This is a genomic window from Pediococcus damnosus, assembly GCF_001437255.1.
Lineage (GTDB): Bacteria > Bacillota > Bacilli > Lactobacillales > Lactobacillaceae > Pediococcus > Pediococcus damnosus.
In genome coordinates this window covers 1-13,760 of the sequence record NZ_JQBD01000051.1, presented here as the reverse complement: position 1 = coordinate 13,760, position 13,760 = coordinate 1, and the positions used below count along the sequence as shown (strand labels likewise).

Annotated in this window: 11 protein-coding genes and 1 tRNA gene; 9 read left to right on the top strand and 3 right to left on the bottom strand. The window is 39.9% G+C overall.

The annotated features are described in order from the left end of the window. Positions 1–102: 102 nt before the first annotated feature. Entirely contained in the window at positions 103–486 is a 384-nt protein-coding gene (locus tag IV84_RS07030) for a MerR family transcriptional regulator (protein WP_046871988.1), read from the bottom strand. Then, positions 486–1,220, bottom strand: a complete 735-nt coding sequence (locus tag IV84_RS07025) for an SDR family oxidoreductase (RefSeq protein ID WP_056986318.1) — start codon at positions 1,218–1,220, stop codon at positions 486–488. The genes IV84_RS07030 and IV84_RS07025 overlap by 1 nt, the downstream gene beginning before the upstream one ends. Positions 1,221–1,656: 436 nt before the next feature. Between IV84_RS07025 and nagA the strand changes: the two genes are divergently transcribed. Then, on the top strand, positions 1,657–2,760 hold the full coding sequence (nagA, locus tag IV84_RS07020) for an N-acetylglucosamine-6-phosphate deacetylase (RefSeq protein ID WP_056986317.1): 1,104 nt from the start codon (positions 1,657–1,659) through the stop codon (positions 2,758–2,760). A gap of 53 nt (positions 2,761–2,813) precedes the next feature. Beyond that, positions 2,814–3,515, top strand: a complete 702-nt coding sequence (locus IV84_RS07015) for a GntR family transcriptional regulator (protein ID WP_056986316.1) — start codon at positions 2,814–2,816, stop codon at positions 3,513–3,515. A gap of 71 nt (positions 3,516–3,586) precedes the next feature. On the opposite strand, the gene IV84_RS07010 is transcribed toward IV84_RS07015, so the two are convergent. Continuing rightward, positions 3,587–4,312 carry a WecB/TagA/CpsF family glycosyltransferase gene (locus IV84_RS07010; protein ID WP_046871992.1) on the bottom strand — a complete coding sequence of 242 codons (726 nt, stop codon included), beginning with the start codon at positions 4,310–4,312 and terminating at the stop codon, positions 3,587–3,589. Between the two features lie 114 nt (positions 4,313–4,426). On the opposite strand from IV84_RS07010, the gene IV84_RS07005 reads away from it, so the two are divergent. The 7 genes from IV84_RS07005 to IV84_RS06975 all read left to right on the top strand — a co-directional run bounded on the left by IV84_RS07005 (position 4,427) and on the right by IV84_RS06975 (position 13,672). Beyond that, on the top strand, positions 4,427–5,905 hold the full coding sequence (locus IV84_RS07005; RefSeq protein ID WP_046871993.1) for a nicotinate phosphoribosyltransferase: 1,479 nt from the start codon (positions 4,427–4,429) through the stop codon (positions 5,903–5,905). Between the two features lie 6 nt (positions 5,906–5,911). Further along, positions 5,912–6,733 carry an ammonia-dependent NAD(+) synthetase gene (nadE, locus tag IV84_RS07000; protein WP_046871994.1) on the top strand — a complete coding sequence of 274 codons (822 nt, stop codon included), beginning with the start codon at positions 5,912–5,914 and terminating at the stop codon, positions 6,731–6,733. A 278-nt stretch (positions 6,734–7,011) separates the two neighbouring features. After that, entirely contained in the window at positions 7,012–9,672 is a 2,661-nt protein-coding gene (locus IV84_RS06995; RefSeq protein WP_056986315.1) for a cation-translocating P-type ATPase, read from the top strand. 18 nt (positions 9,673–9,690) lie between these two features. Continuing rightward, positions 9,691–10,128 (top strand): hypothetical protein, encoded by a 438-nt coding sequence (locus IV84_RS06990; RefSeq protein ID WP_046871996.1) that lies wholly within the window; start codon positions 9,691–9,693, stop codon positions 10,126–10,128. Positions 10,129–10,879: 751 nt separating this feature from the next. Further along, positions 10,880–13,051: a Tex family protein gene (locus IV84_RS06985; RefSeq protein ID WP_056986314.1), complete on the top strand. Its 2,172-nt coding sequence runs from the start codon at positions 10,880–10,882 to the stop codon at positions 13,049–13,051. Positions 13,052–13,059: 8 nt separating this feature from the next. After that, positions 13,060–13,521, top strand: coding sequence for a SprT family protein (locus IV84_RS06980; protein WP_046871998.1), 462 nt, complete (start codon positions 13,060–13,062; stop codon positions 13,519–13,521). 65 nt (positions 13,522–13,586) lie between these two features. Next, positions 13,587–13,672, top strand: a tRNA-Leu gene (locus tag IV84_RS06975). The last annotated feature ends 88 nt before the right edge of the window (positions 13,673–13,760 follow it).

The following is a 13,760-nucleotide window of genomic DNA, read 5'->3' as shown; positions in this document are numbered from 1 at the left end:
ACAAAGTTTCAAAATATATAATACGAGGGGGTTTTACTATGCATAATTATTGTCAGTAATAAACATGGATTTCTAAGTGATTAGCTGAAATTTCATGGTGATTTAAATTAAGTGTTTTGCATCACTCATATGTTCATCATAGTGATCGATTTTGTAGTTCAACTGGTCAATTGCAGATTGTGTAATTGTGAGCTGTTTTTGTAATTGATCACGCTGTTCTTTTAGAAATGTGACACGCTCGTCCTTAGTTTGATCTCCTTGCTGAATTAAATTAGCGTATTCTAACAATGAAGAAATATTTAAGCCCGCTGTGCGCATGTGACGCATAAACTTAATTCGCCGAATATCACGTTCTGAAAATTGTCGAAAGCCATTTTTATCACGTTTGATGGGGGCAATAATTCCGACTTTTTCGTAATAACGAATTGTATCCGGAGAAGTTTCCGACAGCTTACTTGCTTGTTTAATACCAATCATATTTTTCATTAGGCTTGTTTGCTTGGCCGAATCACGATTTCATTAATGCTTGCCGATTCTGGCGCGTTGATGGCAAACGCAATTGACTTGGCAATCTGATCGGGACTAATAGCAACTTGATCGTAATACTGAGCAGTTCCCTTTTTCACATTTGGATCGGTAATACTGTTAACTAATTCTGTATTGATTGCTCCGGGTGAAACGACAGTTACCCGTACGTTGCTTTGTGCTTGCGCTTCTTCTTGGCGCAACGCTTCACTAATCATTAAGACACCAGCCTTTGTGGCGCTGTAAACCCCGCCACCTGGATGAGTTGCATGGCCAGCAACCGAAGAGGTATTTATAAAGTGACCAGATGCCTGTTTGCGCATTATTGGTAAAGCTGCGGCAATTCCGTTTAAAACACCGCGCAAATTAACATCAATCATCCGATTCCAATCTTCAACGCGACCTTCAATGAAAGTCGATTGGGGCATTACACCGGCGTTATTCATCCAAACAGCAATCTTACCGTATTGGTCCATTGCGGTTTGGGCGAGTTTCTTTACACTTGCTAAATCAGTGACATCTGTGACTGCGTAAGTCGCTTCACCGTTAGCGTCCTTAATTTTTTTTACGATTTCTTGCAAGCGACTCTCTCTACGGGCGCCTAACACCATTTTGTTTCCTTGTCGGGCTAATAATTCTGCGGTTGCCTGTCCGATGCCACTTGAAGCACCTGTGATTACAATAACTTTACTCATAATTAAACCTCCATTTTTAAACTTGCCTAGAGTATATACCTTGGTGTGCACTCTAATACAAGTAGTTAGGTTACTTTAAAACGCAAAAATATCTTTATTTGGGTTAAAAGCATAAAAGTGACTTCAGTTACTGATATTAAACGAATTAGTCCACCAAAATTAGGTTAATTGTCGTTCTCCTGCTCACTTGGCCTGGAACTCGCACTAAGTTTCGGGCCGGATTTGCTGGGAGACGGCATTTTAATCTAATTTTGTTACCATGAACGTTTTTGTATCAAGCAATTGGGTGCGATTTTGTACGTTCAACCATTTATAAAAAACTATAAAAGTCAGCACAAAACATGGAGAATCCCCGTGAAGTTAAAGTTTTCACTTGCAGTTGTGGTCTATACCGATTATAATGAACTTAAATAAAACTGAGGGGGATTTTTAACTAATGAGTACTGTATTGAAACACGCTACGATTTATACCGGTTTAGAAAAGATTAACGATGGTTTCATTCGTTTTAACAAACAAATTGAAGCAGTAGGACCAATGAGTGAGTTTCGTCCTTTGCCAGATGATGACATTCATTTTGCTGCTGAAACTATTGTGACACCAGGATTTATTGATGTTCATAGTCACGGTGGTTATGGCTTTGATGCCATGGACGGCGATGCAGACCAAATTAACGAAATGGTTACCAAAATGACCCGCACAGAAGGGATTACCACTTACTTCTGTACAACCATGACCCAATCAAATGAGAATATTGATCATGCGATGAAGGGGGTAGCTAAAGCAGCTGCTGTCAATCCGGTCATCAAAGGTGTTCAACCAGAACAATACATTAAAGATCCTGATATTAAATTACTGGAACAATGGAACAAATCTTCTAATGGTTTAGTTAAATTAATTACGATGGCGCCTGAAGACAAGGGTGCTGATGAATTTGAATCTTATTGTTTAGCACATGGCATCGTCCCCTCTGTAGGTCATAGTAATGCCAAACGGGCCGACTTATTAAATAGTAAAGTTAGTCATGGTACTCATTTATACAATGCTCAGCGTGAATGGAAGCATCGTGAGCCAGGTGTTACCGGCCATGTTATGTTGGAAGACAATATTTATGCAGAATTAATTTGCGATGGTTTCCATATTGTCCCTGATATGTTGCGTTTAGCATACGAAGTCAAAGGACCAGAACGCATTGAGTTAGTTACAGATTCGATGCGTTCAAAAGGAATGCCAGAAGGCGAAAGCGAACTTGGTGGTCAAAAAGTTTATGTTAAAGACAAGCAAGCCCGTTTAGCAGATGGCACTTTGGCTGGATCTGTTCTAGAGTATACAGATGCTTTCAAGAATGCCATGAAGTTCATGGGTTGTGGAATCGAAGAAGCAGTTCAAATGAGCTCTGTAAACCAAGCTACTGAATTTGGTTTAGACAGCAAGGGAACCCTTGAAGTGGGCAAAGATGCTGACTTAAACTTATTTGATGATAATCTTAATAAATTAGCAACTTACAGTTACGGCCGTGAGTTCTCAAACACAGAAAAGTAATTCTTAATTTGTAGCTATTCAAAACTTTTAGCTCGTTTATAGGAGGTGGAAACATGGGATCACCCATTTATATTCAAATTCATAATGAAATCAAGCAGTCAATTGAAGCCGGAAAATGGGCCATTGGTGATCGAATTCCAGCCGAGCGGGATCTTGCTGATCAGTTTGGTGTAAGCCGGATGACTCTTCGTCAGGCCATTCAAACGTTAGTGGATGAAGGAATTCTGGAGCGCCGGGTGGGATCCGGGACATTTGTTGCTAACCAAAAAGTGCAAGAAAAAATGTCTGGAGTCACTAGTTTTACGGACCTTATGATTGCCCAAGGGAAAAAGCCCTCCAGCAAAACGATTTCATACCATGCAAGCCAACCTTCTATGAGCGAAAGCGAAAAGTTGGAGCTAGGCGATGGTGAGTTGGTGTTGCGAATGGAACGAATTCGGTATGCGGATGGTTTACCGATTTGTTTTGAAACAGCTACGGTGCCAGAAAAATTAGTCAAAGATTTCAGTAAAGCTGAAGTTACCAGTTCACTTTATGAAACCTTAGAGAAAAAAGCTGGCTTAGTTCCTGGCAAAGCAACGCAGACGGTATCGGCAATGTTGGCTTCGGAAAAAATTTCGGAATACCTCTCAGTAAAACGGGGAGATGCCATCTTGCGGCTACGTCAAGTTTCTTATTTGCAGGACGGAAAGCCGTTTGAGTACGTGCGGACTCAGTACGTTGGGGAACGGTTTGAATTCTATTTAAATCGTTAATTAAAATAAAAAGCCATGATCGATTTGTTATTCTGATTTTTCAGAAGTGAACAAACTGATCATGGTTTTTTTTATTTTTTTAATTGATGAATTTTCCACATGAACTGAGGGATGATTAACTGACGTTTTAGCCGACGGGGATCGGTTATCAAGCGATAAAACCATTCTAAGTGGTGGACCTGCCACCATTTAGGCGCCCGTTTAACGGCACCGACAAAGACATCAAAGCTGCCACCAACACCCATCCATAGTCCCTTGGTTAAATGCCGATTGTGGGCAATGAATTTTTCCTGATTAGGGAAACCAGTGGCTACAAAAACAATATCAGGTTGTTGTTTTTCAATTACATTCACAATCTCGGTATCGGACTTAAAATAGCCGTCATGAGCTCCAGTAAGTTGCAAATTCGGAAAATCTTGCGCTAATTTTAGTTTCAGTTGTTTGATAACTTGTGGTTTTGCTCCCACAAAATAAACACTTTTTTTATTCTGGTTGGCCCAGTTTAAAAGGTGTGTAAAAATATCATAACCAGTTACACGCTCTGGCAAAGGTGTTTTTAGCGTTTGAGAAGCTTTCACGATGCCAATGCCATCTGGTGAAATGAAATCAGCAGTTAAAATAAGTTTTCGATACGCTGGGTCCTTTCTTGCATACATCACAATTTCAGGATTAGCCGTGACCACGAATGTATTTTGATGGTGCTCAATTCGGCCCTGTAGCTGATCTAAGAATTGATTACGAGTGGCGTTTGCAAAAGGAATTCCCAAAATGTCGATACTTGAAAATGGCTTATTCATAATAAAATTGATCCTTTCAGGTATTGAAAATGACGCACTTAAGAAAAAATGATAAAATAGGTGCAACGTTGTTAATATAATTAAAACATTAAATTACTGAGGAGTACACTCGTCATGACTAAAAAATATCCGGATGACAGTTTAACGTTACATACGGATGCCTATCAGATCAACATGATTCAAACTTATTGGGAACAAGGAATTCATAATAAGAATGCCGTTTTTGAGGTTTTCTTCCGAGACATGCCATTTCATAACGGCTATGCGATTTTTGCTGGTTTGGAACGAGTAGTGAAGTATATTCAAAAACTCCATTTTACCGAATCTGATTTAGCCTATTTAAAAGAATCAGAACACTATCCAGATGATTTCTTGGCTTATTTAAAAGACTTTAAGTTTAAAGGAACCATTCGTTCGGCTGTTGAAGGCGATTTAGTTTTTAACGGTGAACCAATCATGCAAGTTGAAGGTCCTCTAGCTGATTGTCAATTAGTTGAAACGGCCATTTTAAATGTGGTGAACTATCAAACACTGATTGCGACCAAAGCTTCGCGGATTAAATCTGTCGTTGGCAGTGATGACTTGCTTGAGTTTGGAACACGCCGTGCTCAGGAAATGAGTGCAGCCATTTGGGGAACCCGGGCGGCTTATATTGGTGGGTTTGATGCCACCAGTAACGTGCGGGCGGGGAAAATATTTGGGATTCCCATCAGTGGAACCCATGCCCATGCGCTTGTGCAATATTACCGAAACGATTACGATGCTTTTAAGGCTTATGCTGAAACGCATCATGATTGTGTTTTCTTAGTTGATACTTACGATACATTGAAGAGTGGCGTGCCAAATGCAATTCGGGTTGCTAAAGAACGTGGCGACAAGAATAATTTCTTGGGAGTCCGAATTGATAGTGGTGATATGGCCTACCTTTCAAAACGTGTGCGTGAACAATTGGATGAAGCTGGCTTCCCCAATGCTAAAGTTTATGCATCAAATGATCTGGATGAAAAAACAATTCAAAACTTGAAGATGCAGGGCGCCAAAATTGATGTATGGGGTGTGGGGACAAAACTCATCACAGCTTATGATCAGCCTGCTTTAGGAGCCGTTTATAAAATGGTTTCGATTGAGGGCGAGGATGGTAAGATGGTGGATACCATTAAGTTGTCTAATAATGTCGAAAAAGTTTCTACACCTGGTAAAAAGCAGGTATGGCGGATTTCTAAAAATGGTGATGGCAAATCAGAGGGTGATTATGTCACACTGTGGGACGAAAAGCCTCAGGAACAAGATTCAATTTATATGTTCCATCCTAACTACACATATATTAATAAGACGGTCAGCGATTTTACTGCTCGGCCATTGTTACACGAGATTTTTAGGGATGGCAAACTGGTTTATCAGTTGCCAGAGTTAAAAGATATTAAGGCTTATTCTCGTGATATGTTGGATTCACTCTGGGATGAATATAAACGTGATTTAAATCCTCAGGACTATCCGGTTGATTTATCGCAGAAGTGCTACGATCATAAAATGGCTAGCATTAAAGGTGTTCGAGAATATGTTAATTCGTCAAAAATTAATGAACAGGGATGATCAGGAATGCGCGAGTTACAGCAAGAAATTATTAAGAGTCTAAAGGTCCAACCAGAAATTGATCCCGAAGTTGAAATTCGTCGAAGTGTCGATTTTTTGAAGGCTTATTTAAAGAAAAATACGTTTATTAAAAGTTTAGTGTTAGGTATTTCTGGTGGGCAGGATTCCACGTTAGCCGGAAAGTTAGCGCAGATGGCAATTACAGAGATACGTGCGGAAACTGGTAAAGATGATTACCAATTTATTGCAGTCCGTTTGCCTTATGGCGTGCAAGCAGATGAATCAGATGCGATGGAAGCCATTGAGTTTATGCAAGCTGATCAGGTTAAACGGGTTGATATCAAAGAGGCTGCTGATGCCATGGTGGCTGCTCTTGAAGCCAACAAGTTAAAGATTAGTGATTTTAATAAGGGAAATATTAAAGCTCGCGAGCGTATGATTGCTCAGTACGGGATTGCGGGTGCTAACCACGGAATTGTAGTTGGTACGGATCATGCCGCCGAAGCAATTACTGGTTTTTATACAAAGTTTGGTGATGGTGGTGCCGATGTAACCCCAATCTGGCGTTTGGATAAACGGCAAGGCAAGGCATTGTTAGCAGCATTGGGAGCCCCTAAACATCTTTATGAAAAAGTTCCAACGGCTGATCTTGAAGATAACCGCCCGGCATTACCTGATGAGGTTGCCTTGGGTGTGACTTACGATGATATTGATAATTATCTCGAAGGTCATGATATTGACGATAAGGCTGCCGAAAAAATTGAAAACTGGTACCAAAAGACAGCCCATAAACGTCATTTGCCGTATACAGTGTATGACAAATTTTAGCTAAACCAGTTAAGCTATATGGAATTCTTTAGTTTTTCAAAATCAATGAAAATTTAAATGTGAAAATTCCTTGCTATTATCTTTACTTATAGTTATAATAAATTAACAACAAATCATGAGGGAGTAACTAGCAGTTATTTCTGCGGCAACATCATCAGCAAGAGTAAATCTGGTGTTGTCTGAAAAAGTGAGACTCGTGGATGTTCACATTTTAGTGTGGGCATGCACGGGTCTTTTTTTAAAGATTCGGGCATGTCGAAAATATAAGGAGGCAACAAATGAAGGATACAAAGCGCAATTATTATAATCAGCAGGTAGCAGACGTTTTAAAAACGTTAAACAGTTCTCAAGATGGTTTAAGTGAGTCTCAGGTTCAAGAAAGCTTAGAGAAGCACGGGAAAAACCAATTAGAGGCCAAGAAGAATACGAACTTGCTGCAAAAATTTATTGCGCAGTTTAAAAACTTAATGATTATTGTTTTACTCGCCGCCGCACTTGTTTCAGTGTTCGTGGGTGAGGGCGTTGATGCCATTATTATTTTATTGGTGGTTGTCTTGAATGCAATCTTTGGGGTTTTCCAAGAAGCCAGAGCGGAGCAGGCCATTGACGCGTTGAAAGAGTTATCGGCACCACAAGCGCATGTTAAACGAAACGGCAAAGTCGAAACTATTAAAAGTGAAGATGTGGTACCAGGTGATATCGTCTTACTAGAAGCTGGTGATATTATTCCTGCGGATTTACGTTTGATCGAATCTGCTGGCTTAAAAATGGAAGAATCAGCTTTGACCGGTGAATCAGCTCCTGTCGAAAAGACAACCGCCGTTTTGACCGATGAAAAACTACCGATTGGCGATCAAACTAATATGGCATTTATGAATAGTAATGTCACATACGGACGTGGTAGTGGTGTTGTAGTTGAAACAGGGATGCATACTCAAGTTGGTGAAATTGCTGACATGATTAATAATGCTGAGGAAAATACAACACCTTTGCAGGCCAATTTAAATCAATTAAGTAAAGTGCTTACGGGATTGATTTTGGTGGTTGCCGTTATTGTGTTTATTGTCGGAATGGTTCGGGGAGAAGAAACAGTCATTAATATGTTGCTAACCGCTATTTCTCTGGCTGTTGCTGCAATTCCAGAAGGTTTACCCGCAATTGTGACCATTACATTAGCATTAGGAACACAACGAATGGCCAAACGGCATGCGATTATTCGTAAGCTTCCTGCCGTTGAAACGTTGGGCGGTACCGAAATTATTGCTTCTGATAAAACGGGAACGTTGACGCAGAACAAGATGACCGTTGAAAAAGTTTTCGTGAATAATAAATTGCATGATGCTCGTGACCTGCAAATTAAGGATTATCCTTATAATCATTTGTTTGAGTTGATGGTTTTAAATAATGATACAAAACAGACCGAGGATGGCCTGATTGGTGATCCAACGGAAACGGCTTTGATTCAATTTAATTTGGACAAGCACGAAGATGTTGATAAATTAGTCCAATCTGAAGAACGGGTGGCTGAAGTACCGTTCGATTCCGAACGAAAATTAATGTCTACCTATAATAAGTTAGCAGATGGTCGTTATCTCCAAACCGTCAAGGGTGCACCAGATGAGTTATTGCAGCGCACCACGTTGTTTGAATCTGGAAAAGAAATCAAATCAATGGACGAAAAAGAGCGCAAACTAATTCTGGATACTAATCATGAACTTGCAACCCAGGCGATTCGAGTGCTTGGATTTGCCTACCAAATTGTTGATGAAATTCCCGATACTTTAAAATCTGAAGTGGTTGAACAAGATTTGATTTTTGCCGGTTTAATCGGGATGATTGATCCTGAACGTCCTGAGGTTGCCCAAGCGGTTGAAGAAGCTAAACAAGCTGGAATTCGTCCTTTAATGATTACGGGAGATCATCGCGATACAGCGTCAGCAATTGCGAAACGATTGGGAATTATCAAAGAGGGTCAAGATGATGCCGTTATTTCGGGATCAGAATTGGACACAATGGATGACAAAACCTTTGCCAAAAAAGTAAAACAATATTCAGTTTATGCGCGGGTGGCTCCTGAACATAAAGTTCGAATTGTAAATGCTTGGCAAAAACAAGGTAAAGTTGTGGCGATGACTGGCGATGGTGTGAACGATGCGCCATCATTGAAACAAGCCGATATTGGAATTGCGATGGGAATCACTGGGACTGAAGTTTCTAAGGGTGCTAGTGATATGATTTTAGCTGATGATAACTTTTCAACCATCGTGGTGGCGGTTGAAGAAGGTCGAAAAGTCTTTGCTAATATTCAAAAAGCCATTCAATATTTACTATCAGCAAACTTGGGAGAAGTTTTGACCCTGTTTGTTATGACGATGATGGGTTGGCAAATCTTAGCGCCAGTGCATATCTTATGGATTAACCTGGTGACCGATACGTTACCAGCAATTGCATTGGGCTTGGAACCTTCTGAAAAAGATGTTATGAAACAAAAGCCACGGGGCCGACAGAGTAACTTCTTGTCTGGTGGAGTCGCAAGTAACGTGATCTATCAAGGACTTTTGGAAGGAATTATTACGTTAGGCGTGTATGCACTTGCAATTTTGCATCCAGTGCATGCCTCATCCGCATTAGCACATGCAGATGCTTTAACTATGGCGTTTGCAACCCTTGGATTAATCCAGTTATTCCATGCGTTTAACTCAAAATCAATTCATGGTTCAATTTTTAGTGCGACAACATTGAAAAATAAATTCTTTAATTGGGCAATTGTGTTATCGTTTATATTGTTGGCAGTTACAATTGTTGTACCAGGTTTAAATGATATTTTCCATGTTACTCATTTAGACTTATATCAATGGGCAATCGTAGTTGGAGCGTCAGTATCAATTGTGGTGATTGTTGAAATCGTCAAATGGTTCCAGCGCCGTGCTCATCGTTAAGATTGGAGAGAAATTAGAATGCGAAAAGTAAATCCACAAGGTTACGTGAACCTGATTGGAAATGTCATGGATAAGACTGATGAAATGGGTAAACAGGTCGATCCTCATTTTCAAAACCTGAAGAAGACCCAGGCTTTAAAGGGAATAGATTCTTTGGGTGAACGAGACCTGCATGAAATTGTTAGTAACTTTAAAGAAGCGGTAGATTTATATCAAAAAAATGTCCAAACTTTAAAGAATGCGAAACCACCCGTTCAAGTTTTGGGACGTCACAAACAATTTGTTTCCGCTTATCAAACCTATGCAGCTGATTGTGAAAAAATGTTAGAAAGTATTGATGAGAAGAATCGAAGTCTTGATTCAACGATGTTTGCTCAAGCTGAACAAGCACAAGATAAAGATATGGAAGCTGTTTCAAAGGGCTTTGATCGGATCATGCACATGATGGTGGGTTAGAATCTAACCAAAATATTTATTGAGAGATTTGAAGACGCAATTTGTTCTTTGAGTCTCTTTTGTTTTTTAATCGAGTAAATTTTGGCAGTTGGTTTTATAACAATCAGGCTGGAACGCAGTGCGAGTTTTTGCGGCGCTTTTTTGCCACAAGAATCGACAACGTATGAAACATTGTGGGTTTTTGGTACGAAAACCAACCTTTATGCGTAATAGTGGACACAGCTTTAAGCCAAAAGACATCTTAAAGACTGGCCTTTTTATAAATGCTAAAGCATTAACAAAAATTTCACTGCTGAGCCCATTATTATAAAACCAACTGCCAAAATATATAAAATTTACAGGTTAAAATTACAAAAAGGACTCGGAATACTACTTTTAAATTTTTTTAAAAAGCAGTCTGGAAGTAAATAGGTGTAGTGGAGGCGTTGATGAAAGAGTGTGTCGATGTCACTTGGCGATTTATCGCTCAGAGACATGGGAGCTGGAGAGATCCACTTCTGGCCTGAGGATAGAAGTTAGCTCGCAAGCGACCCACACGGCCCCACATCAGCGCCGGAACGGAACCAAAGTTAGCCAAAAAGCGTAAATAAAATCTAATTAGAGGCTTGATCTACTAAATTCGGCTAAAATTTGACACATACGTATAAACAATATTCATTTCGTTCACTTGCACACTTCATGCTATACTTAAGCCTGTGTGTATTTGACAATGACGAAATAATTCAAAGTTTTAGTTTGGAGTGGAAATTTTTTGGAAGATAGAATTGTAAAGATTATTGAAAAGCAACTTACAGATGTGCGTCCTAAACAAATTCATGCAGCTTTAGGATTACTTGATGAAGGGGATACTGTTCCTTTTATTGCGCGTTATCGTAAGGAACGAACCGGTAGTCTGGATGAAGTACAGATCCGTGAAATTCAAAGTAGCTATAAACGAGCAGAAACTTTGGAAAAACGCCGTGATGAGGTTTTAAAAATAATCGGCGAGCAAGATAAGTTAACACCTGCTTTGGAAAAACAGATTAAGGCTGCTGATAAAATTCAGACGGTTGAAGATCTTTATTTGCCTTACAAACAAAAACGGCGAACAAAAGCTACAATCGCTAAAGAACAGGGATTAGAACCCTTCGCTTTTTGGTTGTTAACTTTTCCACAAACTGGCTTGGAACAAAAAGCCAGCGAATTTATTAATGCAGATAAAAAAGTTGCAACTGTGGATGATGTTTTTGCCGGCGCCCATGAAATTTTGGCAGAAGCTTTTGGGGATAGTGCTGGATTTCGGGATTGGATTCGAAATTATACGCATAAAAAAGGGCGTTTCAGTTCACAAGTTAAACCTAAAGGAAAAGAAAAAGACGAACAGGGTGTGTATCAACTTTATTATGATTTTGATGAATCCATTGAAAATATGGTGTCTCACCGAGTTCTAGCAATTAACCGCGGTGAAAAAGAAGGAGTTCTAAAGGCACAAATTAATGTGGATGAAGATCCCATTATGCGCTATCTTCATTTCCGAATTATTGGGAGTCATGAAGGCCCCGCGGTAAAGTATTTACAGGCGGCTTATGAGGATTCCTATAAACGATTTATAGGTCCCGCAATTGAACGTGAATTGCGCAATGAGCTTAGTGAAGAGGCCAACACGCAGGCCATTAATGTATTTGGTGAAAATTTATACCATTTATTGATGCAAGCACCAATTAAAGGAAAAGTTGTATTAGGTTTTGATCCAGCCTATCGAACTGGCTGCAAACTCGCGATTATGGATCCAAACGGAAAATTCTTAGCTAAAAAAGTTATTTATCCTCATAAGCCAGCTTCTGCAGCTAAACGACAGGCGGCTGCCGGTGAATTTAAACAATTTTTGGAAGACTATCAAGTTGAGATGATCGCCATTGGTAACGGGACAGCTAGCCGAGAATCTGAAGAATTTGTTGCGCAAGTTTTGAAAGAGATTCCGCGTAAAATTTATTATGTGATTGTTAACGAAGCCGGTGCATCTGTATATTCTGCTAGTAAGGCAGCTCGAGATGCTTTTCCAGAATTACATGTTGAAGAGCGGAGTGCCATCAGTATTGGGCGTCGTTTACAAGATCCGCTTGCGGAATTAATTAAAATTGATCCTAAGGCAGTGGGTGTGGGGCAGTACCAGCATGATGTCCCACAAAAGGAATTAACCAATCAGTTGGATACAGTGATTGAAACAGCCGTTAACCAGGTTGGTGTGAACTTGAACACTGCCAGTCCGCAACTATTAGAGCATATTTCTGGTTTAACCAAAACCACTGCTCAAAATATTGTGACATGGCGAGATGACAATGGTAGTTATGAGGCGCGGAATCAGTTAAAAAAGGTACCCCGTTTAGGACCGAAAGCTTATGAGCAGTCAGTGGGATTCTTGCGAATTGTGCAGGGTAAAAACGGCTTAGACAATACGGACATTCATCCGGAAAGCTATAAAGTCGCAAAAAAATTGCTTGGTAAAGTTGGCTTGAAGTTAGATCAAATCGGTACAGATGAGGCTGTTCAAGCATTAGATCGTTTGAATGTGGCTCAAACTGCTCAAGAATTAGACGTTGGACAAGAAACTTTAGAAGATATTATTGATGGTTTAAAAAAGCCAGGTCGTGATTTACGGGATGGCATGCCAACACCGTTACTTCGCAGCGATGTGTTAACTTTAGAAGATTTGAAAGTGAATATGAAACTTCAGGGGACGGTCCGAAATGTGGTCGATTTTGGCGCCTTTGTAGATATTGGTGTGAAGCAAGATGGTTTAGTCCATGTGTCAAAATTAACGAAGAAATTCGTTAAGAATCCAGGTGAAGCTGTTTCGGTTGGGGATGTTGTGACAGTTTGGGTGGAAAGTGTTGATTTAGATCGGCACCGAATCCAACTTACAATGCTTGATCCAAACGAATAAGCAAATCAATGACGGATACTGAATTGCAAAAATTAGTCGAGAAAATTTCACTAACGGATTTTCACAGACAATTTAAACATCATGCTTTTTTCAATCAGCGGTTAAGAACAACTGGTGGTCGCTATCAACTACAGACACATGATATTGATATTAATCCGCGAATGTTATCTGAACATGACATGCCTACATTGGTGGGAATTGTGAAACACGAATTGTGCCACTATCACTTGCATTTAACTCATCAAGGGTATCAACATCGGGATGCCGATTTTAAACACTTGTTAGCACAGGTGCATGGGTCTCGGTTTGCGCCGGCGGTCCAAATAAGTTCACGCAGTAAGATGCAATTGGTGTATCAGTGTCAAAGTTGTGGGTTACTGTATCATCGCAAGCGGCATATTAATTTAAAAAAGTATCGATGTGGTAAATGTGGTGGCCCACTGCGGTTAATTCAAACCTTACGCAGGTGATTTTGAGAAAAAAGGTTGTAACTATTACCGATTTTTGCTAATATAGTTTAGGTAATAGTTTTGTTGCACCCATGGCGGAATTGGCAGACGCGCAAGATTAAGGATCTTGTCGGGAGTTTTCCCGGTGGAAGTTCGAATCTTCTTGGGTGCATAAATAAAAAGCCACAAATTCTTATTTTTAAGAATTTGTGGCTTTTTTGTACATTAAATTTTGGGTCTCTGTCAAATCGTATTGGTGG

Coding starts and splice junctions, on each gene's coding strand:
- IV84_RS07030 (WP_046871988.1), bottom strand. CDS start 486: ATGAAAAATATGATTGGTATTAAACAAGCAAGTAAGCTGTCGGAAACT.
- IV84_RS07025 (WP_056986318.1), bottom strand. CDS start 1,220: ATGAGTAAAGTTATTGTAATCACAGGTGCTTCAAGTGGCATCGGACAG.
- nagA (WP_056986317.1), top strand. CDS start 1,657: ATGAGTACTGTATTGAAACACGCTACGATTTATACCGGTTTAGAAAAG.
- IV84_RS07015 (WP_056986316.1), top strand. CDS start 2,814: ATGGGATCACCCATTTATATTCAAATTCATAATGAAATCAAGCAGTCA.
- IV84_RS07010 (WP_046871992.1), bottom strand. CDS start 4,312: ATGAATAAGCCATTTTCAAGTATCGACATTTTGGGAATTCCTTTTGCA.
- IV84_RS07005 (WP_046871993.1), top strand. CDS start 4,427: ATGACTAAAAAATATCCGGATGACAGTTTAACGTTACATACGGATGCC.
- nadE (WP_046871994.1), top strand. CDS start 5,912: ATGCGCGAGTTACAGCAAGAAATTATTAAGAGTCTAAAGGTCCAACCA.
- IV84_RS06995 (WP_056986315.1), top strand. CDS start 7,012: ATGAAGGATACAAAGCGCAATTATTATAATCAGCAGGTAGCAGACGTT.
- IV84_RS06990 (WP_046871996.1), top strand. CDS start 9,691: ATGCGAAAAGTAAATCCACAAGGTTACGTGAACCTGATTGGAAATGTC.
- IV84_RS06980 (WP_046871998.1), top strand. CDS start 13,060: ATGACGGATACTGAATTGCAAAAATTAGTCGAGAAAATTTCACTAACG.